20 protein-coding genes are annotated in these 21,980 nt (G+C 40.2%); 19 read left to right on the plus strand and 1 reads right to left on the minus strand.

Features of this window, described 5'->3' with window-relative positions; all coding sequences use genetic code 11:
* The first annotated feature begins 10 nt into the window (after positions 1-10).
* The 18 genes from J2S11_RS02860 (at position 11) to J2S11_RS02945 (ending at position 16,870) form a co-directional block, all read left to right on the plus strand.
* Positions 11-2,122, plus strand: coding sequence for a chemotaxis protein CheA (locus tag J2S11_RS02860; protein ID WP_307390667.1), 2,112 nt, complete (start codon positions 11-13; stop codon positions 2,120-2,122).
* 14 nt (positions 2,123-2,136) lie between these two features.
* Positions 2,137-2,613: a chemotaxis protein CheW gene (locus J2S11_RS02865; protein ID WP_307390669.1), complete on the plus strand. Its 477-nt coding sequence runs from the start codon at positions 2,137-2,139 to the stop codon at positions 2,611-2,613.
* A gap of 2 nt (positions 2,614-2,615) precedes the next feature.
* Complete coding sequence (locus tag J2S11_RS02870; protein ID WP_307390671.1) at positions 2,616-3,254, plus strand: chemotaxis protein CheC; 639 nt, start codon at positions 2,616-2,618, stop codon at positions 3,252-3,254.
* Positions 3,251-3,748: a chemotaxis protein CheD gene (locus tag J2S11_RS02875; protein ID WP_307390674.1), complete on the plus strand. Its 498-nt coding sequence runs from the start codon at positions 3,251-3,253 to the stop codon at positions 3,746-3,748. The genes J2S11_RS02870 and J2S11_RS02875 overlap by 4 nt, the downstream gene beginning before the upstream one ends.
* A gap of 3 nt (positions 3,749-3,751) precedes the next feature.
* Positions 3,752-4,120, plus strand: coding sequence for a hypothetical protein (locus tag J2S11_RS02880; protein ID WP_307390677.1), 369 nt, complete (start codon positions 3,752-3,754; stop codon positions 4,118-4,120).
* Positions 4,121-4,133: 13 nt separating this feature from the next.
* A complete protein-coding gene (locus J2S11_RS02885; RefSeq protein WP_307390680.1) occupies positions 4,134-4,922 on the plus strand; it encodes a FliA/WhiG family RNA polymerase sigma factor in 789 nt (262 codons plus the stop codon).
* 153 nt (positions 4,923-5,075) lie between these two features.
* Positions 5,076-6,515, plus strand: a complete 1,440-nt coding sequence (locus tag J2S11_RS02890; protein WP_307390682.1) for a FapA family protein — start codon at positions 5,076-5,078, stop codon at positions 6,513-6,515.
* Positions 6,516-6,572: 57 nt separating this feature from the next.
* Complete coding sequence (locus tag J2S11_RS02895; RefSeq protein ID WP_307390684.1) at positions 6,573-6,890, plus strand: hypothetical protein; 318 nt, start codon at positions 6,573-6,575, stop codon at positions 6,888-6,890.
* A gap of 22 nt (positions 6,891-6,912) precedes the next feature.
* Positions 6,913-7,551 carry a DUF6115 domain-containing protein gene (locus J2S11_RS02900; RefSeq protein WP_307390687.1) on the plus strand — a complete coding sequence of 213 codons (639 nt, stop codon included), beginning with the start codon at positions 6,913-6,915 and terminating at the stop codon, positions 7,549-7,551.
* 257 nt (positions 7,552-7,808) lie between these two features.
* A complete protein-coding gene (gene rpsB / locus J2S11_RS02905) occupies positions 7,809-8,510 on the plus strand; it encodes a 30S ribosomal protein S2 (RefSeq protein WP_307390689.1) in 702 nt (233 codons plus the stop codon).
* Between the two features lie 110 nt (positions 8,511-8,620).
* On the plus strand, positions 8,621-9,514 hold the full coding sequence (tsf, locus tag J2S11_RS02910; protein WP_307390691.1) for a translation elongation factor Ts: 894 nt from the start codon (positions 8,621-8,623) through the stop codon (positions 9,512-9,514).
* Positions 9,515-9,686: 172 nt separating this feature from the next.
* The gene (pyrH, locus tag J2S11_RS02915) at positions 9,687-10,412 is read left to right on the plus strand and encodes a UMP kinase (RefSeq protein ID WP_307390694.1); all 726 of its coding nucleotides are present in this window, start codon (positions 9,687-9,689) and stop codon (positions 10,410-10,412) included.
* Complete coding sequence (gene frr, locus J2S11_RS02920) at positions 10,413-10,970, plus strand: ribosome recycling factor (RefSeq protein WP_307390696.1); 558 nt, start codon at positions 10,413-10,415, stop codon at positions 10,968-10,970.
* Between the two features lie 70 nt (positions 10,971-11,040).
* Entirely contained in the window at positions 11,041-11,811 is a 771-nt protein-coding gene (locus tag J2S11_RS02925) for an isoprenyl transferase (RefSeq protein ID WP_307390699.1), read from the plus strand.
* 43 nt (positions 11,812-11,854) lie between these two features.
* Positions 11,855-12,646: a phosphatidate cytidylyltransferase gene (locus tag J2S11_RS02930; RefSeq protein ID WP_307390701.1), complete on the plus strand. Its 792-nt coding sequence runs from the start codon at positions 11,855-11,857 to the stop codon at positions 12,644-12,646.
* 28 nt (positions 12,647-12,674) lie between these two features.
* On the plus strand, positions 12,675-13,817 hold the full coding sequence (locus J2S11_RS02935) for a 1-deoxy-D-xylulose-5-phosphate reductoisomerase (RefSeq protein ID WP_307390702.1): 1,143 nt from the start codon (positions 12,675-12,677) through the stop codon (positions 13,815-13,817).
* Between the two features lie 27 nt (positions 13,818-13,844).
* The gene (gene rseP / locus J2S11_RS02940) at positions 13,845-15,113 is read left to right on the plus strand and encodes an RIP metalloprotease RseP (RefSeq protein ID WP_307390704.1); all 1,269 of its coding nucleotides are present in this window, start codon (positions 13,845-13,847) and stop codon (positions 15,111-15,113) included.
* Positions 15,114-15,148: 35 nt separating this feature from the next.
* Positions 15,149-16,870 (plus strand): proline--tRNA ligase, encoded by a 1,722-nt coding sequence (locus J2S11_RS02945; RefSeq protein ID WP_307390707.1) that lies wholly within the window; start codon positions 15,149-15,151, stop codon positions 16,868-16,870.
* Between the two features lie 174 nt (positions 16,871-17,044).
* On the opposite strand, the gene J2S11_RS02950 is transcribed toward J2S11_RS02945, so the two are convergent.
* Positions 17,045-17,200: a hypothetical protein gene (locus J2S11_RS02950; RefSeq protein WP_307390709.1), complete on the minus strand. Its 156-nt coding sequence runs from the start codon at positions 17,198-17,200 to the stop codon at positions 17,045-17,047.
* Positions 17,201-17,483: 283 nt separating this feature from the next.
* On the opposite strand from J2S11_RS02950, the gene J2S11_RS02955 reads away from it, so the two are divergent.
* Entirely contained in the window at positions 17,484-21,851 is a 4,368-nt protein-coding gene (locus J2S11_RS02955; protein ID WP_307390712.1) for a PolC-type DNA polymerase III, read from the plus strand.
* Positions 21,852-21,980 lie beyond the last annotated feature (129 nt).

Below are 21,980 nucleotides of genomic sequence, written 5' to 3' on the forward strand. Positions count from 1 at the left end.
TCCAATACAGATGGACATGAATCAGTACTTAGATATGTTTATTGATGAGGCTAGGGAACACCTGCAAGCAATCAATGATAACCTGCTTGTATTTGAAAAAACACCGGAGGATATCAGTATTGTTAATGAGATCTTCCGCTCTGCTCATACGTTAAAGGGTATGGCGGCAACAATGGGCTTTGAGGATTTAGCAGCTCTTACTCATGAAATGGAGAATGTGTTAGATCTAATTCGTCAGCACAAGCTGGTTGTCACTACACCTGTAATCGATGTGATCTTCCAGAGTGTTGACGCACTTGAAAGTATGGTTACTTCTATTATTGAAAAGGGTGACGGTAAGCTTGATGTCACAGATATTGTGGCTAAATTAGCTGCTATCGTGTCAGGTAAGTATGACCCGAAGGAGTTCGAGACTAATTCTTCAGCTATTAGTATCGCAAAGGCAGAGGTAGCTGTAGCTACTGCTGTTCCAGTACAAACACAGGAGCTTACTGGGCTTGAGCTTGATGATTTTGAATTGACGGTGCTTAGTCAATCACGTGAATCAGGTTATCACATCTATCACATTCAAGTCGTTATCCGCCAAGAATGTGTGTTAAAAGCTGCTAGAGCGTATATGGTTTTTGACTTGCTAGACAAGAGTGGAGAAGTGATTAAGTCTAACCCTTCAGTTGAAGAGATTGAAGAAGAGAAGTTTGATACTTCGTTTGATCTAATATACGTATCAACTGAATCTGCGGATCACTTACAGCAAGTAATTCTGAGAGTATCTGAGATTGAAGAGGCCAATGTACAACAGTTAGAGTTAGAGTTCTTTCAGCAAAGTAATCCAGCAACTGAAGATACACAGCCTGTGGTGCAAACAGAATCAACTCAAGTACAGCCGCCACCAGTTGCTAATGCTACGGTGGAACAAACTGTACAAAATGAAGCTACTTCAGATGCGGATCAATCAAATGCTGCAAGTAGGAATGTAAACAAAACGATTCGTGTGAGCATCGACCGCTTAGATGTACTGATGAATCTATTTAGTGAGCTTGTGATTGATAGAGGACGATTAGAGCAAATTTCACGCGATTTACACAACAATGAATTACAAGAAACGGTTGAGCATATGAGCCGTATTAGCGGTGATTTACAAGGTTTAATTCTAAACATGAGAATGGTTCCAATTGAACAAGTATTTAATCGCTTCCCAAGGATGATCAGAAGTCTTGCTAAAGAACTGAATAAATCGGTAGACTTGCAAATTTCAGGAGCTGAAACTGAACTAGATCGTACGGTTATTGACGAAATAGGTGATCCGTTAGTTCACTTATTAAGAAACGCTCTAGACCATGGTCTTGAAACGGCAGAAGAACGACGTAAAGCTGGGAAACCTGAAACAGGAACTATTCAGCTTAAAGCCCTTCATAGTGGTAATCATGTCATCATCCAAATCGTAGATGATGGAAATGGAATTAATAGAGAGGCTGTTCTAAAAAAAGCCTTGCAGAATAACATTATCTCTCTGGAACGAGGGAGGGAAATGTCTGATCAAGAGGTCTATCAGCTGATCTTCTCTTCAGGCTTTAGTACGGCAGAAAAAATCTCTGATATTTCTGGTCGCGGGGTAGGTTTAGATGTTGTTAAGAATAAAATAGAATCTCTAGGTGGTTCTGTATCCATTGAATCTCAGTTAGGGAAAGGAACAACGTTTTCTATTCAACTTCCACTAACCTTATCTATTATTTCAGCTATGCTTGTAGAGGTTGAGGAAGAAAATTATGCGATACCATTAACATCGATTATTGAAACAGCCGTGTTTAAGCGGAGTCAAATTCTATCAGCACATAGGCAAAAGGTTATTGATTTTAGAGGTAAGGTTGTTCCACTTGTTTCTATTAAAGAAGTATTTGAATTAGAGCAAGAAAATGAAGAGGATGAGGTAGTATCCGTAGTGATTGTCCGTAAAGGAGACAAAATGGCTGGATTAATCGTAGACTCCTTTATCGGTCAACAGGAGGTTGTTCTAAAATCACTAGGGAAATATTTAACGAATGTATTCGCGATATCAGGAGCTACGATTCTTGGTGATGGTAAGGTTGCACTAATTATTGATTGTAACACTTTAATTAAATAAGGGGAGTGAAGGGAATGCTTGAGGCAAAACAAATGCTTAATGAAATGAAGGTCATTGTATTCCGGTTGAAGGATGAAGAGTATGGTGTTGAGGTGCAGCAGGTTCGATCCATTGAACGCATTCAGCATATTACAAAGGTTCCTAAAACTCCAGCTTTTGTAAAGGGGGTTATTAACCTAAGAGGTGTTGTCACACCGATTATTAATCTTCGTAGCCGTTTTGAGATTGAAGAAGAAGAGTATACAGATAGCACTAGAATGATTATTGTTGCAATCAATGATATGGAGGTAGGTCTCATTGTGGACGCAGCCAATGATGTTATTGACATCCCTGTGAGTGAGATTGAGCCTCCTCCAGAAGTAGTAGGAGGAATTGAAGCTGATTACCTAAGAGGTGTAGCCAAGCTGGATGACCGATTGCTGATTCTTCTAAATTTAGATAAGGTATTGAATCCAGAAGAGATGAGACAAATCAAGAAGATTGAGGCCTAAAAATGAAATCCTGGGAGCAAATGAAAGAAGAGCAGCTTGATGTATTAAAGGAAATTGGCAACATTGGTTCAGGGAATGCAGCAACAGCACTTGCTAATTTAACTGAAAAGACCATCGATATGAAGGTTCCTTATGTTCGTATTCTAAGCTTTGATGAGATAACTGAATACGTGGGAGGCGCTGAACAAATTGTCACCTGTATCTTTCTACGAATAGAAGGGGACATCACAGGGAGCATGTACTTCTTTTTTGACACAGAAGCAGCGAAAACAATTGTCGATAATGTTCTTCGTAGAAATAATGAAAATTCGGATGAGGACTTAATCCTAACAGAGCTAGAGGCCTCCGTCCTACAGGAGGTAGGCAATATTTTAAGCGGCTCCTATCTCTCTGCTTTAGCAGACTTTACTAAGTTAAATTTACAGCCTACAGTACCTGCCTTAGCTATGGATATGGTGGGCTCACTTTTAAGCTATGGATTTATCGAATCTGGAAAAGTAGGAGATGTAGCACTAGTTATTGATACACGCTTTCTGGAGCTTCAAGATGAAAAGGTTATTCCGATTAAAGGACAATTTGTTCTGCTTCCAGATCCAGAGTGCTTTCAAAAATTATTTGAATCCTTAGGACTTTCACTATGAGTCAGGTTGCCACAGTAGTTACAGTCGGTATTGCAGATGTAAATATAGCTCAAAATCCAAATAAAATAAGAACAGCTGGCTTAGGTTCCTGTGTAGGCGTATGTTTGTACGATCCTGTTGTAAAACTAGCAGGTTTAGCTCATATTATGCTCCCATCTTCAGATATCGCCAAAAAGGGTGATACGAATTTTGCTAAGTACGCCGATACAGCCATACCAAAGCTTTTAGAAATGATGGAGCAGCATGGAGGAAAAAAAGCTAGATATATAGCTAAGATAGCTGGTGGAGCTCAAATGTTCGTTTTCCAGGTTAACTCGGATACTCTGAGAATTGGACCTAGAAATGTTGAGGCCTGTAAACGAATTTTAAATCAGTTTCACATTCCTATCCATGTTGAGGATACTGGAGGGAATTGTGGGCGTACGATAGAGATTGATACAGATACGGGACTCTTAAAGATTCGTACTGTAAACCAAGGAACAAAGGAAGTTTAGCAGATGAGTAAAAATTCATTTTTTATGCTTGGTAGTTTGTTCGTAGCTCTAATTAGTTTAGGTGTATCCATTCAATCCAATGTGATAACGGCAGCTCTGTTGCGTTCTGCTATTGTTTTTATAAGTACTTTTAGTATTTTGTTAGCTGTTTCTTACATTATTGGTCTGATCGTAAAAACATCTGAGCAAGGCTCAACAACGCATATAGATGCTGGTGAAGAGAATCAGGCAAGTGATGGTCAGGTAGTAGCAGCTAATGCGGGCATTCAGAATGATGAAAGCTTTAAAGGTGGAACAATTAATTTACAAACGCCAGATGATGATCATTTTGAGCCCCTACAGCCTCAAAACATCAATAAGCAGGAAGATTAGGTGGTGAAGTCCTTTGTCTCTAAAGAAATTTAGTCAAGAAGATTATGACAATTGGAGAATGTGGAGGGAAGATAGAGATCCTGAAGCAGGAAATAGGATCGTTTCAAAATATTTACCCCTAGTTGAATATGTGGTTCACCGTTTAGCCATTAGTCTACCTCATTCCGTTCACCGAGATGATTTAATGAGCTTTGGGTTTAATGGTCTTCTTGACGCGATTAAAAAATTTGATTTGGATCGTGGGTTACAGTTTGAAACTTATGCAAGCTGGAGAATAAGGGGAGCCGTTATTGATGGACTGAGACAAAGTGATTGGCTTCCTCGTTCTGTTCGTGAAAGAGCTAGAAAAATTGAAGAAGCCTATGCGATTCTGGAACAGGAAAAAATGAGATCCGTATCTGATAAAGAAGTCGCTCAATTTTTGGACATGACTGAGGAGGAAGTAAATCAGACGATTGTGGAAACTTCACTCTCCACTCTTGGTTCAATCGATGAGCCAATCTATGATGAAGAAAATCATCAAACAGAAAGAGTCAATATGATCCTAAATGAAAGGGCAGAGCTTCCGGAGGCCCATATTCATAAGCAATTCATTAAGGACACGTTAGCTCAAGTGATTAATCGGCTTCCTGAAAAAGAAAAGATTGTCATCTCGCTATTTTATTTTGAGGAGTTGAATCTCACTGAAATTGCAGATGTTCTTGGTTTATCTACCTCAAGAATCTCCCAGCTGCATTCAAAAGCAATGCTACGACTTAAAGCTTCTATGACGAGATATGAGGAAATGATTCGTACCATTTAGCTAAGTATGGCTATCTAGATGTGATCAGATCCCTTTTAATGAAAACAGTTCGTTAGCTACTGTTTTCATTTTCATTGAAAATTATATTGACAAGTAATTTTAATTATCGGTATCTTAAAGAAGAAGTAATTACTTGTGTTAGGGGTGAATAAAATGAGTACTCCACTAACAAGTCAGGATCTGTTTCCATTTGAGGGAGAACTTGAGGTTCAGCTTTCTGCTGACCAAATGAGCGTTAGTTTAACTTATTTTCCATCTGCAGAAAGTCAAGAAGCCGATACAGATAAGCATGAATTCAATAAAGAAACAATTGTAAGGTTTTTAGAAAGTCGAGGAATCACTTTTGGTATTTTAGATGATGTAATCTCGCAATTTGCTGCTAATCCAGCTAGCTTTGCTCAGAAGGAGTTTATGGTGGCCGAAGGAAGAGCTGCGGTAGCTGGAGATGATTCTTATTTGGAAATGCTTTGTTATTCGAGCAATCAAAGTAAACCAAAGGTAAAAAGGGATGGTAGTGTAGATTTCTACTCTATGACGAATATTGCAAATGTCGCCAAGGGGCAAATTCTTGGTAAAAAAATCCCTTCTACTGAAGGAAGAGACGGGATGACAGTTAGAGGTGAAATTCTTTCTGCAAAGGCTGGAAAAGATCTTCCGCTTAAAGCAGGAAAAAATGTCGTCATTGATCGGGAGAGCCAAGCTCTATATGCTGCACTTGATGGACAAGTATCCATCACAAATGTCATTAATGTATTCCCTGTTTTCGAAGTAAATGGAGATCTAGATCTATCTGTTGGAAATATCGATTTTGTAGGGAATGTTGTCATTCGAGGGAGCGTTCCTAGCGGCTTTAAGATTGTAGCCAAAGGTGATGTACGTATAACAGGAGGTGTGGAAGGAGCAGAGATCATTAGTGATGGCTCAATCCATATACAATCCGGTATAACTGGACAGCACAAAGGATTGGTTAAAGCAGGCTTAGATATTCAGACTGGATTTATTGTAAACGGCACCGTCCAAGCGGAGGGCAATGTACTAGTATCTCAATCCATTATGCATTCTCACGTAATGGCCGGTGAACAGGTAGAGTGCAAAGGAGATAAAGGTCTAATAGTAGGTGGGCATATTCAAGCTGGTAAAGCCGTTATTTGTCATACCATTGGAAATTCCATGACTACTTCAACAACTGTAGAAGTTGGAAGTCAACCTAAAGCATTAAATAGGAAAAGGGAAATTGAAAAGGAATTTACGGAGATTAGGGATACTTTGGACAAAACGGCAAAAGCAGAGGCGGTACTCCACCAAATTGCGAGCAAATTGGGACAATTACCAGCTGACAAACAGCAAATGCTTATCAAGCTGACCAATACAAAGCTTGAAAATGAGAACAGATGGCGTGATTTAAAGGAAGAAATGGCTGAGCTAGAACAAGAACTCCAGAATTCTGAGCAATGCAAAATAGTAGCTTCTAAAACCTTATATGCTGGAACGAAGATTATTTTAGGAAAATACATGAAATATATTAAAGATACACAGACACGTATTGAGTATGTATTGGAGAATAGTTTAATCGTCGGGAAACCCCTCATCTAAGATTGGTTGAATTTTACACATGAATCTACTCCAACGACGAGTAAAGGAGAGCTGAACATGAGTTTAAAATCAATTGAACTGCAGGTCGCCATTCCTCGTACACAGGAAGCAGGTAGAATGCAGGAACAGATGAATCAGCGAGGAGTCATACAACATCATCAATCTGCTGAGGAACAAAAGCACCAGGCAGAGCTACAACGTATGAGAGCAGCTCAGGCAGAAGCGAAAGGACAGGCGAAAATTTCATCCGAAGATCCTCAGTCTCAAGGATCTCCACAGCAAAATTCGCAGCAGAAAAGCCAGCAGGACGAGGAAAAGAAAGCGAAGCCAGCCAAACATCCATATAAAGGTGGGCAGATTGATATATCGCTGTGAAAATCGATGAGGAGTAAACAGAATGTATATCATTATAGGCATTAGTTTTTTAGTTCATATTTTCACTATATTAGCTATTGTTGTTTTGTATCAACGACGCACGCTAGAACGAGTCTCTTTGCCTTCGGTGAAGGAAGATGTGGAAACGCTTCACCAGAGCATGGAGGCTTTTATTGATGAAATTGAGAAGGAAAATGAGGGCCTCTATGAGCGTATGGTGGGCTATATTCAAGAGAAGGATGAATCGTATCAAAATGATGTGAAGCTTCTCGAAGAAAAAATTCAAAGATTGGAAAAAGAAATGTACCATCCCGAACGAAACTCTAGCAAAACAGAGGGGCATATTAAGTCCAAAGCAGTTGAACAGTCCTCAATGGATGTCGTGCGTGGAGATGAGTCTAGCGAAGAAGAAAGTCATGATATGACTGAAAGAGCGTCGGAACCTCCCTTCCAAACAGAAGCAACTGATAGAGAAGAGGCTGCTATAGAAGGTCCAACTATAGAAGAATCAGCCATGGAAGAACCAGCATCTGCTCCCAATAAATTTGAGCAGGCCAAGGAGCTTTATAGACAAGGGTTTTCTATAGACCATATTGCAAAAGTGTTACAAATGGGAAAAGGTGAGGCTGCTCTAGTTGTTCATTTAATGAAGAGAAAATAATTAGAACCATACGCTAAAGTATAAAGGCTTATTTCTAGGGCTCACTAGGGGTAGGCTTTTAACTTTTTATCAACTATAAAAACTTGTTTCAGAGCATTGAATTATTTTTTTCATTGTGTTATATTTACAAATGGTGTTAATCATTACACACGCAAGCCTTAGAGTAGATCATGGTGCTTAAGACTTATACTTAAGTTTGATATGCTGGCATAAAGCCAAGGCTTAGCGGAGGAACAAAACCAAAGGAGGAAACAAACATGGCAGTAATTTCTATGAAGCAGTTGCTTGAAGCTGGTGTTCATTTTGGACATCAAACACGTCGTTGGAACCCGAAGATGGATCGTTACATCTTCACTGAAAGAAATGGTATTTACATCATTGATCTACAAAAGACAGTGAAGAAGGTTGACGAAGCGTATAACTTCGTTAAAGAATTAGCAGCAAACGGTGGGAAAATGCTTTTTGTTGGAACAAAAAAGCAAGCTCAGGATTCCGTTAAAGAAGAAGCGATTCGTTGTAACATGTTTTTCATCAACCAACGTTGGTTAGGTGGTACTTTAACAAACTTTAAGACGATCCAAATTCGTATTAACCGCCTGCACAAGCTTGAGGCTATGGAAACAGACGGAACGTTTGAAGTATTACCTAAAAAAGAAGTTATTTTACTTCGCAAAGAAAAAGAACGTCTTGAGAAATTCTTAGGCGGAATTAAAGATATGAAGGGCTTACCAGACGCATTGTTTGTTGTTGACCCTCGTAAAGAGCGTATTGCTATTGCAGAAGCTCGTAAGCTAGGTCTTCCAATCGTTGCGATTGTTGATACAAACTGTGATCCTGATGAAATTGATTACGTGATTCCTGGTAATGACGATGCGATTCGTGCCGTTAAATTACTTACAGCTAAAATGGCAGATGCTATCTTAGAAGGAAACCAAGGAGAGCAGACTACTACTGCTTAAAGACTAGGGTGGTCTAGGGTGATTGCCCTTAGACCACCTTTTCACTATGTTTTAGAGATTACTACATATCCCTACTGGGGATAATAAGGATATAGAAGGAGGACAATAAAATGGCTATTACAGCTAGTATGGTTAAAGAGCTACGCGAAAAAACAGGTGCGGGTATGATGGACTGTAAAAAGGCTCTTACAGAAACAGATGGTGATTTTGAAAAAGCGATTGAGTTCTTACGTGAAAAAGGATTAGCATCAGCTGCTAAAAAAGCTGACCGTATTGCAGCAGAAGGCTTAACAGCAGTTGAAGTTGATGGGAATGCAGCAGTATTACTTGAGCTGAACTGTGAAACAGACTTTGTTGCTAAGAACGAAGATTTTCAGGCCTATGTATCTGGATTAGCAAAGCACCTTTTAGCAAAGCGTCCTGCAAGTGTTGAGGAAGCTTTAGAGCAACAAATGGTTGGTACTGATTCTACAGTAAAAGAAAAACTAAGTGCCCTAATTGCTAAAATCGGTGAAAATATGAACTTCCGTCGTTTTGAAATTGTAGAAAAAGCAGACAAAGATTCTTTTGGTGCTTATGTTCATATGGGTGGACGTATCAGTGTATTAACAGTTGTAGAAAACTCTACAAATGAAGATATGGCTAAGGACATCGCTATGCATGTTGCGGCTATTAACCCTAGATTTTTATCTACAGCACAGGTTTCTAATGAAGTAATCGAGCAAGAAAGAGAAATCTTGACACAACAAGCTCTTAATGAAGGAAAGCCTGAAAACATCGTTCAAAAAATGGTTGAAGGCCGTATGCAAAAGTTTTATTCAGAGGTTTGCTTACTAGAGCAACCATTTGTTAAAGATCCTGATGTTACGGTTGCTAAGCTTCTTAAAAAAGAAGGGGACAACGTTACAATCAGCAGCTTCTTCCGCTTTGAATTAGGTGAAGGAATTGAGAAGCGTCAAGAAAACTTTGCTGAAGAAGTTATGTCTCAAGTTAAAAAATCATAATATAAGCAACAGATTAGGGAACACGATGTGTTCCCTATTTTTAAGGTAGTTGATACGATTTATGGAGTAGAACATAAGAAAGCTGCTTGTATGGTCATAAATGCTAAGAAAAAGACGAAAAATGCAGGAGTCCAGACATACATGTAGAAATATTTAGATTGGAGGATTCTCTATGGCTCTTAGAAAATATAATAGAGTAGTGTTAAAATTAAGTGGTGAAGCCTTAGCAGGTACATTAGGATATGGGATTGATCCTACTGTGATCCAATCAATTGCCAAACAAATCAAAGAAGTTGTAGAATTAGATGTAGAGGTAGCTGTAGTTGTAGGTGGTGGGAATATTTGGCGCGGACTTGCTGGGAGCTCTAAGGGAATGGATCGAGCAACAGCAGACTACATGGGAATGCTTGCAACGGTTATGAATGGTTTAGCTCTTCAGGATGCGTTAGAAGCAGATGGAGTACCTACACGTGTCCAAACATCGATTGAAATGAGGCAGGTTGCAGAGCCATACATACGTAGAAGAGCAATCCGCCATTTAGAAAAGAAACGGGTGGTTATCTTCGCTGGAGGAACTGGTAACCCATACTTTTCAACAGATACAACAGCTGCTCTGCGTGCTGCTGAAATTGAGGCCGAGGTTATTCTTATGGCCAAAAATAAGGTAGACGGAGTTTATACGGCAGATCCAAGTAAGGACCCTACTGCAAAGAAATATGAAGAGCTTTCCTTCCTAGACGTGATTAAAGAAGGTTTGGGAGTTATGGATTCAACAGCTTCTTCTTTATGTATGGATAATGACATTCCATTGATCGTCTTCTCTATTATGGAAGAAGGAAATATTAAAAGAGCCATTACTGGTGAAGAAATAGGAACTATAGTAAGGGGGAGTAAGTAAATGCCGAATCAAGTGATTGCAGATGCACAAGAGCGAATGGATAAGTCGATTGCACAGCTTAGGAAAGAGCTCGCTAGTCTAAGAGCTGGGAGAGCCACTCCTGCTTTATTAGATAGAATTCAGGTCGAATATTACGGAGCATTAACTCCACTTAATCAATTAGCTAACATTGCTACTCCAGAGGCCCGTTTATTAACGATTCAACCTTGGGATAAAAGCTCGTTAGCTGATATAGAAAGAGCTATCCAAAAGTCTGATCTTGGCTTAACTCCGAATAACGACGGAACGATCATTCGTTTGGGTATTCCTGCTTTAACAGAGGAAAGACGTGCAGAGCTTGTTAAGACCGTTAAAAAGTACGGTGAAGATTCTAAGGTAGCCGTTAGAAATGTGCGCCGAGATGCAAACGATGATATTAAGAAAATCGAAAAAGAGGGTACTATTTCTGAAGATGAGTCCCGCCGTCATCAAGAATCCATACAGAAAATTACAGATGAAAATATCGTATCCATAGATAAAATCGTTGCAGAAAAAGAAAAAGAAATAATGGAAGTTTAATCTATGGTGAGCTAAGTCACCCTCCGTCTAAGAGGGTGATTTTATTCATCACCTCTTTGGGGGAATGAATATGCTACATAATCTAAAAAAGTGGCTAAAATGGAAGAAAACTAATAAAGAGGAATTACTACTTGAGAATATACCAAAACACGTTGCTATCATTATGGATGGTAATGGACGCTGGGCCAAAAAGCGAGGGTTACCTAGGGTAGCCGGACATCGTGCTGGAATGAAATCTGTTACTGAAATAACAAGAGCAGCCCATGAACTTGGGGTAGAAGTGTTAACACTATATGCTTTTTCCACGGAAAACTGGAAGCGTCCAAAGGATGAAGTAGATTTCCTGATGAAGCTTCCCCAAGACTACTTAGCTTCAGAACTAGAGGACCTTGTTCAAAAAAACGTGCAAATACGTTTGCTTGGAACAGAAGAGGGTTTACCTTCACATACGTTACAAGCTTTATTTGAAGCACGACAAAGAACAGAGCAAAATACAGGAATGATTTTAAACTTTGCTTTAAACTATGGAAGCAGAGCAGAGATCGTTCAAATGGTTAAAGAGATTTCCTCTAAAGTCAAATCTGAAGAAATTGATAGCGATCAAATTGATGAGAAGCTGGTTGGGCAGTTTTTACATTCAAGTGAGATGATTGACCCTGATCTTCTTATTCGGACAAAGGAAATTCGTTTAAGCAACTTTATGCTTTGGCAGTTAGCGTATACAGAGCTATGGTTTATAGACGTATACTGGCCAGATTTTCGCAGGGAGAACTTTGAACAGGCCATTCTTGAATATCAGCGCCGGGTAAGACGATATGGAACAGTAAAAGAAGATTCATGATCATAAACGCTTTTAAGCAGGAACAGATCAGGAGGAAATGACGTTGAAGCAGAGGATAATAACAGGTGGTATTGGAGGGATTGGCTTTATAGCAATTCTCGTAATAGGTGGGGGTTGGTTCGCTACTCTTATTAGTCTGTTAGCGATAATAGGTTATATTGAGCTTTTGCGAATGGCAAAAATTAAAGCATCTAGTATTCCTGCCCTATTAGGTCAAATCATGCTCATACTCATCCTAACATCAGCATTTGTTGAGCCATCCTCCACTTTTCTAGAACAGTACCATCTTCAGGTACTTGTTGGGGTAAGCTTGCTTTTATTGACATCGATTGTTTTCTCTAAAAATGCTTTTACTATTGAACAAGCAGGTCTATTATTTATCGGTCTTATATATATTGGTTATGGCTTCTATTTTTTAATTGAAACTCGCTTAGAGCTTGGATTACAATGGACATTTTTTATTATTCTTATCATTTGGTGTACGGATTCAGGAGCTTACTTTACGGGCCGACGCTTTGGTAAAAGGAAGCTTTGGCCCACGATTAGCCCAAACAAGACGATAGAGGGCGCAATAGGTGGTATCATTTTTGCGTTGATTGTTGGTTTGATTTTTTATTGGACAACCAAATTAGAATCACTATCAGTTCTATTACTCGTCTCTATTATCATATCTATCATAGGACAGCTTGGTGATTTAGCTGAATCAGCGATTAAGAGACACTTTCATGTAAAGGATTCAGGAAGGCTTCTTCCAGGACATGGTGGTGTACTAGACCGTTTCGACAGTATACTTTTTGCTTTTCCAATGGTTTATATTTTACAGATCTTCATGTAACTTTAATTAATGAAAGAGGAGTAGTAGAATGAAATATATTGCAGTCTTGGGTTCAACGGGATCAGTGGGTACACAGACGATGGACGTGCTTCGTGCTAAGCCTGAACATTTTAAGCTAGTGGCATTGGCAGCAGGGCAGAATGTACAAGTCGTTTTGGAACAGATTCACGAATTTCGACCTGCTCTTGTTTCCGTAGCTACAAAAGAAGCAGCAGAGCAAATCAAAGCACATGCTCCTCAAGGGGTTAAGATCATATATGGAGAAGAAGGGCTGCTTGAGGTGGTAACATACCCTCAGGCAGATGTTGTCGTTACGGCCATCGTAGGAAGTGTTGGTTTAAAGCCAACCTTAGCTGCCATAGAAGCTAAGAAAACGATTGCTCTAGCAAATAAGGAGACGTTGGTTACAGCTGGAAAGCTAGTGATGGAGCAGGCAAGGCGTTTTAACGTAGATATTCTTCCTGTCGACAGTGAGCATTCAGCTATATTTCAATGTCTTCAGGGAGAGAATAGGAAAAGAGTAGAGCAAATTATAGTGACTGCCTCTGGAGGTAGTCTGCGGCATAAGAACAGAGCAGAGCTCGAACACGTTACTGTACAAGAAGTGTTAAATCATCCGAATTGGAGCATGGGATCAAAAATAACAGTGGATTCAGCTACAATGATGAATAAAGGTCTTGAAGTCATTGAAGCTCACTGGTTATTCGATATTCCGTTTGATCAAATTGAAGTGCTCCAGCATGATGAGAGCATCATTCATTCAATGGTTGTGTTTGAGGATAGTGCTGTTATGGCTCAATTAGGAACACCGGATATGAAGGTTCCTATTCAATATGCTCTAACTTATCCTGATCGTTACTCTATTTCTGGAAAACGATTAAATCTCGCGGAAATAGGGAAACTACATTTTCGCAAAATGGATTTTGAGCGCTTCCCTTGTCTTAGAATGGCTTATGAAGCTGGAAGGGCAGGCGGAACAGTACCAACCGTATTAAATGCAGCGAATGAAGTGAGTGTAATGCGTTTTTTACAAGGAGACATCTCCTTCTTAAGCATTGAGCATATCATTTCTAACGTGCTGGATAAGCATAGCATTATCCAAAACCCTGGTCTTGAAGATATTCATGCAGCAGATTTATGGGCTAGGGAACTAGCTTTATCTATGAGCTAGACGAAATATGAGGAAGGTGACAACGTTATGACATCTGTTATCAGTATAGTGGTTGTGTTTGGTGCACTTATCTTTTTTCACGAGTTAGGTCACTTAATTCTGGCCAAGCGTGCAGGAATCTTATGTAGGGAATTTGCTATTGGTTTTGGTCCGAAGCTATTTTCCTTTGTTAGAAATGAGACGGTTTATACGATCCGTTTATTACCGCTAGGTGGATTTGTTCGTATGGCTGGAGAGGACCCTGAGCTTATTGATATAAAGACGGGTCATGACGTTGCAGTAATAACGAACCGAGAAGGTCAGGTTGAGAAGCTGATCATTAACAATAAAAAAGACTTTCCTGAAGCTAAGACGATCAATGTGAGTAAGATTGATCTTGTGCATAAGCTTGTCATTGAAGGGTACGATCATGAGGATCAGCTGTTAAGCTTTGATGTACACCCTCAAGCGAAAATGGTCTATAACGGAAAGGAAACACAGATTGCTCCATGGGATCGTCAATTTGGGAGTAAGACGGTGGGGCAACGGGCTCTTGCTATTTTTGCCGGACCATTAGCCAATTTTCTTCTTGCTGTTGTCTTACTATTTGCCTTTGCTTTGTATAATGGCTTGCCTGGTGAGGAAGCGTTAATTGGAGAGGTTATCCCTGACTCTGCTGCTTTAGAGGCAGGTTTGCAGGATGGAGACCTTGTGACGGCTATTAATGGAGAATCTATTCAGCGCTGGACTGATTTTCAGCGTATCATTAGCTCCTATCCAGAGCAGGAAGTAAATTTAACCATTTCAAGAGATGGACAACAGATAGAGGTACCAGTCACACCGATGTCTCGTGAAACACAAACACTCGAAGGAGAGGTTGTGTATGAGGGCTTCATCGGAGTAGCACCAGCTACAGAACGCTCCTTCTTAGCGGCAATACAGTATGGCTTTGTTCGAACATATGAAATCATAGCCTTACTATTCCAGGCCTTGGGAATGTTAGTTACTGGAACGTTCACAATTGATGATCTAGCTGGACCAGTAGGTATTTTCCAAATTACAGGTCAGGCTGCTGAGCAAGGTTTAGCTGTTCTTTTACAATTTGCTGCCTTCTTAAGCATAAACCTAGGGATTATGAATCTCCTACCAATACCTGCATTAGACGGTGGAAGGCTGATATTTATTGGATTAGAGGCGTTACGTGGTAAGCCGATCGATCCACAGAAAGAAAGTCTCGTTCATTTTGTGGGCTTTGCTTTATTAATGCTTTTAATTCTAGTCGTAACATGGAATGATATTCAACGCATTTTCTTTTAATATAAATGGTTTGTTCTAGGGGAGGAGTATTACACATGCGCCAGCAACATTCTTTCTTACCAACATTACGAGACGTACCAGCAGATGCAGAGGTGATTAGCCACCAGTTAATGCTTCGAGCTGGATTAATGAGACAGATCGCCTCAGGGCTTTATTCCTATCTTCCACTGGGACAAAAGGTTATTCGTAAGGTACAAGAGATTGTCCGTGATGAAATGAATAAAACAGGCTCTGAAGAGGTTTTACTGTCTACTTTGCACCCTGCAGAGCTATGGCATGAGACAGGCAGATGGGATGTATATGGACCAGAATTAATGAGGCTAAAGGATCGACATGAACGAGCCTTTGCTTTGGGGCCAACACATGAAGAGGTCATTACAAGTCTTGTCCGTGATGAGATTAAATCCTATAAAAAGCTCCCTTTATCCATGTACCAAATTCAAACAAAATTCCGTGATGAGCGCAGACCACGGTTTGGTGTACTACGCTCACGCGAATTTATCATGAAGGATGCCTACTCCTTCCATGCTACTGATGAAAGTCTGGATGAGATGTATCAGAAAATGTATAGCGCTTATATGAATATTTTTACTCGCTGTGGTCTTAACTTTCGGGCTGTCGAAGCGGATTCTGGAGCGATCGGTGGAACAGATACACATGAATTTATGGTGCTCTCTGAGATCGGAGAAGACACGATTGCTTTCAGTAATTCCTCAAGCTATGCGGCTAATATTGAAAAAGCGGAAGTCACTCAAACAAGCTATGAGCAGCTTGTGGTAGATGGGGATAAAGAAAAGCAGGTTGTTGATACTCCAAATGTGAGAACGGTAGAAGAGCTTGCTGCATTCTTAGCTGTTGAGCCAAATCAAATCATTAAAAGTGTTGCCTTTGAAGTTGATAGTGAAATAGTTGTAGCGCTTGTTCGTGGTGATTTTGAAATCAATGAGACAAAGGTTAAGGTGCTTTTAGGAGGACAAACCATTGAGTTATTGAGCCCTGAAAGTGTGGTACAAGACCTCAAATCTGTTCCAGGGTTTGTTGGGCCTGTTGGGCCTGTTGGATTACAGGTGAAAATTGTAGCTGATAATAGTGTCAAAGGAATGGCTGGAGCAGTTGTAGGAGCTAATGAAAAGGATAAGCACATACAGTATGTGAGTCCAGAAAGAGATTTCACTGTTGAAGGATACTACGATTTACGAAACATAGTTGAAGGCGATCCAAGTCCTGATGGACAAGGCATCATCCAATTTGCTGAAGGAATAGAGGTTGGACACGTCTTTAAGCTTGGAACGAAGTATAGTGAAGCGATGGGGGCAATCTTCCTTGACGAAAATGGAAAGGATAAGCCAATGATTATGGGCTGTTACGGAATTGGCGTGACGCGTATCCTGGCTGCTGTCATTGAACAGAACCATGATGAAAAGGGGATCGTGTGGCCTGTGTCTCTAGCCCCGTATGATATTCACCTGATTACGGTAAATCCGAAGGATGAACAGCAGCAAGAGCTAGGAGAAAAGCTTTATCAAGAGCTTAGAAATCAGCGATTTGATGTTCTGTACGATGATCGTAAGGAAAGACCGGGTGTTAAATTTAACGACTCTGATTTAATGGGCCTACCAGTACGAATTACAGTAGGGAAGAAAGCTCAAGAGGGGATCATAGAGGTGAAAGCTAGGAAGAGCGGAGACATGGAGGAGATCCATGTGAACGAACTAGAGGCTTATCTACAGAAATTTTTTGATCAAGCGACCTCTTAGTTTTACTTTATAATTTAACTTACTGTATAGAAGTACAAATGAAAAAACACAAAGAATTAATTTAAATAGTCTATCTTTTATCAGCATACTATCAAGTGAATGAAAGACTAAGAAGTGCTCACGGTTTCTTTCTGGATAGAAAGGATCTAGAGAGCACTTTTTTTTACCGCCCTTTTAGAAGCCATGTGATTGCTTATAATAATTGGCTTTTGATAGTTCAACTTCTTTGTCTAGCTTCATTCTTCTAAAAGCTTTTTCAAGAAGATTCTTTTTGTGATCAGACGAAATAGAAAATTGAATCTGTAGAGAAAACAGACGTAAAGTTAACATGATATCATCCTTTCGAATTAACGTTTTTATTTGATAATGTAAGTATATAAGGAATACTCTTGGTCTCAAACGTACATCAGCAGGATTACCCGCTACGTCTAAGGACTGATTTTATATCAGGAACTAGAAGGAGAGTACCAAGTTTTTATCCCCATAATTGTTCTAATTCTGATAAAATGAAAAAAGAGTTTTATTTGTATCATCAGAATGATTCATATTTCAGCTGAAGCAATACTTTTATGAAGGATCGAGAGATAGAAGGGTTATACGGAGTAAGGAGGGAATGAAATTGTCCAAAGAGAGATTGACTAAACATGAGAGATTCAAAATGCTCGTTGAGCAGGTTAGCATTCCCCAAGAAAATATGGATATGTTAGATCAAGCCTACATAGATAAGCTGCAGGTGGATAGGCAGCAAAAAGTCTGGACGTTCTATCTGGTTATTCCTCGGATCGTTCCACATACACTTTATCAATTGCTCTGCGCTAAAATAGATGAGAGCTTTCAGCATATTGCTCAGGTTTATGTGAATGTAGCCTTTGCTGATCCATGTGATAAATCAGAGCTTTTTCAAGAATATTGGCCCTTATTTGTGGAGCAAAATAAAACACAGCTAAATGGATTGTATCGGCGCCTGCAGGAAAAACCACCAGTATGGCATAAAGATGGTATCTCGTTTACACTTCAAAATGAGTTTGAAACCAATATCATTAAAAATAAAATAGAGCCTTTGGTGGGACAGTTCTTTTCACAATTTACGGAATGGAATGTGAAGGTTAGTTTTGAGCTAGAGGAATCAGACACAGCGTTCCAGCAATTCGTAGAGGCTAGAGATAAAGAGGATAAGAATCGAGCAGAGCAAGCCTTAAAAGAAATGGTAGAAGCAGAGGCGAAGCAGCCTGCCAAGCAGCCAGCTCATGGTGGGGGTGGATATGGTGGCGGTGGCCAAGGGAATTACCAGCGCCGGGCGAGAAATCGTGATGCTTCAAGTGATGTGCTCGTCGGTTACCGAATCAAAGAGGAGCCAGTCCCAATCAAGCAGATTCAAGAGGAAGAAAGAAGAATCTGTATGCAGGGAACAATCTTTAATATAGATTTAAGAGAGCTGCGTAGTGGTCGGACTTTACTAACCTTCCATATTACAGACTATACAGATTCTATTTGTGTAAAAATGTTCTCTAGAGATAAAGAGGATGTTCCGATTTTTGAGTCACTTAAAAAGGGCATGTGGGTTAAGGTTCAAGGCTCTGTGCAAATGGATACGTTCCTGCGTGACCTCGTGTTAATGGCTAATGATATTAACCTGATTACAGTCAAACAAAGAGAAGACCAAAGCGAAGTAAAAAGGGTTGAATTGCATACCCATTCCAATATGTCTGCCATGGATGCGATCACTCCAGTTGGAGATCTTGTAGCTCAAGCAGCTAAATGGGGTCATCCAGCTATAGCTATTACCGATCATGGAGTTGCTCAGGCGTTTCCTGAAGCGTACAGCGCTTCTAAAAAGCATGGCATCAAAGTGATTTATGGTATAGAGGCTAATCTAGTGGATGATGGTGTGCCTATGGTATACATGCCTCAGCCAAGAGAGCTGATTGATGAGACCTATGTTGTCTTTGACGTAGAGACGACCGGTTTATCGGCTGTGTATAACAAAATCATTGAGCTAGCCGGTGTAAAAATTCGACGTGGAGAGGTGATCGAACGCTTTGAGCGGTTTGTAAATCCTCATGAGCCAATAACAGAACTAATCACGCAATTAACAGGTATAACTGATGAGATGGTCAAGGATGCCCCTGAGCTAGTGGATGTCCTTCATGATTTTAAAGAGTTTATCGGAGATCATACTCTTGTTGCACATAATGCTAGCTTTGATATGGGTTTTATCCACATGGGCTATAAGCAACTAGATATCGAGATTAACAACCCAGTTCTTGATACATTAGAGCTCGCTCGATTTCTTTTTCCAGAAATGCGCAATCACAGGCTGAATACACTATGTAAAAAGTTCTCCATTGAACTGCTAAATCATCATAGAGCCGTTTATGATGCGGAGGCAACAGGGTACCTGCTATGGAAGCTTATTATAGCGACAAATGAAAGAGAGATTACTAGATTAGATCAACTCAATGAGCACAAAGGGGAAAACGACTTTCACCGACTAAGGCCGTCTCATTGTATTTTATTAGTTCAAAACCAACAAGGCTTGCGTAATCTGTATAAGCTAATTTCCTTATCCCATATTCAATACTTTCATCGAACGCCAAGAATTCCAAGAAGTCTCCTACAAGAGTACAGAGAAGGAATCATTGTAGGGTCAGGCTGTGATAAAGGTGAGGTCTTTGAAGGGATGATGCAGAAATCTCCAGAGGAAGTGGAGAAGATAGCTGAGTTCTACGATTATCTCGAAATTCAGCCAGTAGGAAACTATAGTCATTTAATCGCAAGAGAGCTTGTTAAGAATGAGGCTCATATTCAAGAGATTCTAGCCAACATTGTAGAATTAGGTAAGAAGCTGAATAAACCAGTTGTAGCGACAGGGAATGTTCATTATATTGAACCAATCGAAAAAGTCTATCGCAAAATTCTTATCACAACTCTTGGTGGGGCTTCTCCACTAAATCCAGAGCAGCTCCCTGATACACATTTCCGTACCACAGATGAAATGCTAGAGGAGTTTCAATTTCTAGGTCCAGAGCTAGCTAACGAGGTGGTTATTTCAGCTACTCACCATATTCAAGAACAAATTGAGCAAGTAAAGCCGATCCCTGATGACCTTTATACACCTAAAATTGAAGGTGCCGAGGATGAGATCCGCAATATGAGCTATTCTAAGGCAAAAAGCATTTATGGAGACCCTTTGCCAGAAATTGTTGAGAAACGCTTAGAAAAAGAGCTAAACAGTATTATTGGACATGGCTTCTCTGTTATCTATCTGATCTCTTCTAAGCTAGTAAAAAAATCATTAGCAGACGGTTACTTAGTTGGATCAAGGGGGTCGGTTGGATCTTCCCTGGTGGCGACTTTTACAGATATAACAGAGGTTAATCCATTGCCTCCTCACTATGTCTGTACTTCCTGTCATTATCATGAGTTTTTTGATGATGGTTCAGTAGCATCTGGCTATGACCTGCCGGTAAAAAATTGTCCAAGCTGTGGAGAGGTATTGTTCAAGGATGGTCAGGACATCCCCTTTGAAACCTTCCTAGGATTTAAAGGAGACAAAGTTCCCGATATTGATCTTAACTTTTCCGGAGAATATCAGCCTATTGCCCATAAATATACTCAGGAGCTGTTCGGTACGGATTACGTTTATCGAGCAGGTACGATTGGTACAGTGGCTGATAAGACGGCGTTTGGCTTTGTGAAAAAGTATGAGGAGGAAACAAGCTCTACCTTCCGCTCGGCTGAAATTCTGCGCCTTGCTTCAGGCTGTACGGGAGTAAAAAGAACAACGGGACAGCATCCTGGTGGGATTATTGTTGTCCCATCCGAATATGAAATCTATGATTTTTGTCCCATCCAGTTTCCAGCGGATGATGTGGATTCAGAATGGCGCACCACGCATTTTGATTTCCATTCCATACACGATAATTTGCTGAAGCTTGATATACTTGGGCACGATGATCCTACAGTGATCCGTATGCTTCAGGATCTATCTGGTAAGGATCCAAAAAGCATTCCACTTGACGATCCCAAAGTTATGTCGATCTTCAGTAGTACAGAAGCCTTAGGCGTTACATCAGAGCAAATTATGTCTGTGACAGGCTCATTAGGAATTCCAGAATTCGGTACGAGATTTGTTCGTCAGATGCTTGAGGATACTAAGCCTACGACCTTTGCAGAGCTGGTTCAAATTTCTGGACTGTCTCATGGTACGGACGTTTGGTTAAACAATGCCCAGGAGCTGATCAGACAAGAGATAGCTCCGCTTTCTCAGGTTATTTCAACGAGGGATGACATCATGGTTTACCTCATTCATAAGGGCTTAGATCCTTCAAAAGCTTTCACAATCATGGAAAAAGTAAGGAAGGGTAAAGGTCTTGAGGAAGACGATATCCAATATATGAAGCAATTCGATGTGCCTGACTGGTACATTGATTCATGTCAGAAGATCAAATACATGTTCCCTAAGGCTCACGCCGCAGCGTATGTTCTAATGGCTGTTAGAATTTCATACTTTAAAGTATACGAGCCGATTCTATTCTATGCTTCCTACTTCACTGTTCGAGCCGATGATTTTGATGTCTCTTTAGCCGTAAAAGGATCTTCTGCTGTGCGCAAAAGAATAGAAGAGATTAATGAGAAGGGGAACGATGCCCTGCCTAAGGAAAAGAGTTTACTTACCGTTCTAGAGCTTTGTCTTGAAATGCTAGAAAGGGGTCTGCACTTTAAAAAGGTAGACTTGTATCGCTCTCATTCCACACAATTTATCGTAGATGGGGATGGCTTAATCCCGCCATTCAATGCGATCCCTGGAGTAGGGACGAACGCGGCCATCAATATTGAAAAGGCAAGAGAGGGAGGAGAGTTCCTATCTAAGGAGGATCTGCAATCCCGCTGTAAAATTACCAAAACGGTGCTTGAATATCTAGATGAGCAGGGCTGCTTAACCGGATTGCCTGAAAGCAACCAGCTATCCTTGTTCTAATCAGCTGTAGATAGGGTAAAAGTTGCCTGCTCTAGAAGGTTATGATATAATCTTTTTGGTAATACTGAGAATAAACTTTTCGTGAAGAGTGGGGATTCCCACTCTTTCGTTTTTAGTCTCATAGATTTA

This window comes from Bacillus horti (assembly GCF_030813115.1).
GTDB lineage: Bacteria > Bacillota > Bacilli > Caldalkalibacillales > JCM-10596 > Bacillus_CH > Bacillus_CH horti.

What these genes read in the sequence shown, in the direction of transcription:
- J2S11_RS02860 (WP_307390667.1), top strand. Translation starts at nt 11, where the DNA reads ATGGACATGAATCAGTACTTAGATATGTTTATTGATGAGGCTAGGGAA.
- J2S11_RS02865 (WP_307390669.1), top strand. Translation starts at nt 2,137, where the DNA reads ATGCTTGAGGCAAAACAAATGCTTAATGAAATGAAGGTCATTGTATTC.
- J2S11_RS02870 (WP_307390671.1), top strand. Translation starts at nt 2,616, where the DNA reads ATGAAATCCTGGGAGCAAATGAAAGAAGAGCAGCTTGATGTATTAAAG.
- J2S11_RS02875 (WP_307390674.1), top strand. Translation starts at nt 3,251, where the DNA reads ATGAGTCAGGTTGCCACAGTAGTTACAGTCGGTATTGCAGATGTAAAT.
- J2S11_RS02880 (WP_307390677.1), top strand. Translation starts at nt 3,752, where the DNA reads ATGAGTAAAAATTCATTTTTTATGCTTGGTAGTTTGTTCGTAGCTCTA.
- J2S11_RS02890 (WP_307390682.1), top strand. Translation starts at nt 5,076, where the DNA reads ATGAGTACTCCACTAACAAGTCAGGATCTGTTTCCATTTGAGGGAGAA.
- J2S11_RS02895 (WP_307390684.1), top strand. Translation starts at nt 6,573, where the DNA reads ATGAGTTTAAAATCAATTGAACTGCAGGTCGCCATTCCTCGTACACAG.
- J2S11_RS02900 (WP_307390687.1), top strand. Translation starts at nt 6,913, where the DNA reads ATGTATATCATTATAGGCATTAGTTTTTTAGTTCATATTTTCACTATA.
- rpsB (WP_307390689.1), top strand. Translation starts at nt 7,809, where the DNA reads ATGGCAGTAATTTCTATGAAGCAGTTGCTTGAAGCTGGTGTTCATTTT.
- tsf (WP_307390691.1), top strand. Translation starts at nt 8,621, where the DNA reads ATGGCTATTACAGCTAGTATGGTTAAAGAGCTACGCGAAAAAACAGGT.
- pyrH (WP_307390694.1), top strand. Translation starts at nt 9,687, where the DNA reads ATGGCTCTTAGAAAATATAATAGAGTAGTGTTAAAATTAAGTGGTGAA.
- frr (WP_307390696.1), top strand. Translation starts at nt 10,413, where the DNA reads ATGCCGAATCAAGTGATTGCAGATGCACAAGAGCGAATGGATAAGTCG.
- J2S11_RS02925 (WP_307390699.1), top strand. Translation starts at nt 11,041, where the DNA reads ATGCTACATAATCTAAAAAAGTGGCTAAAATGGAAGAAAACTAATAAA.
- J2S11_RS02935 (WP_307390702.1), top strand. Translation starts at nt 12,675, where the DNA reads ATGAAATATATTGCAGTCTTGGGTTCAACGGGATCAGTGGGTACACAG.
- rseP (WP_307390704.1), top strand. Translation starts at nt 13,845, where the DNA reads ATGACATCTGTTATCAGTATAGTGGTTGTGTTTGGTGCACTTATCTTT.
- J2S11_RS02945 (WP_307390707.1), top strand. Translation starts at nt 15,149, where the DNA reads ATGCGCCAGCAACATTCTTTCTTACCAACATTACGAGACGTACCAGCA.
- J2S11_RS02950 (WP_307390709.1), bottom strand. Translation starts at nt 17,200, where the DNA reads ATGTTAACTTTACGTCTGTTTTCTCTACAGATTCAATTTTCTATTTCG.
- J2S11_RS02955 (WP_307390712.1), top strand. Translation starts at nt 17,484, where the DNA reads ATGAAATTGTCCAAAGAGAGATTGACTAAACATGAGAGATTCAAAATG.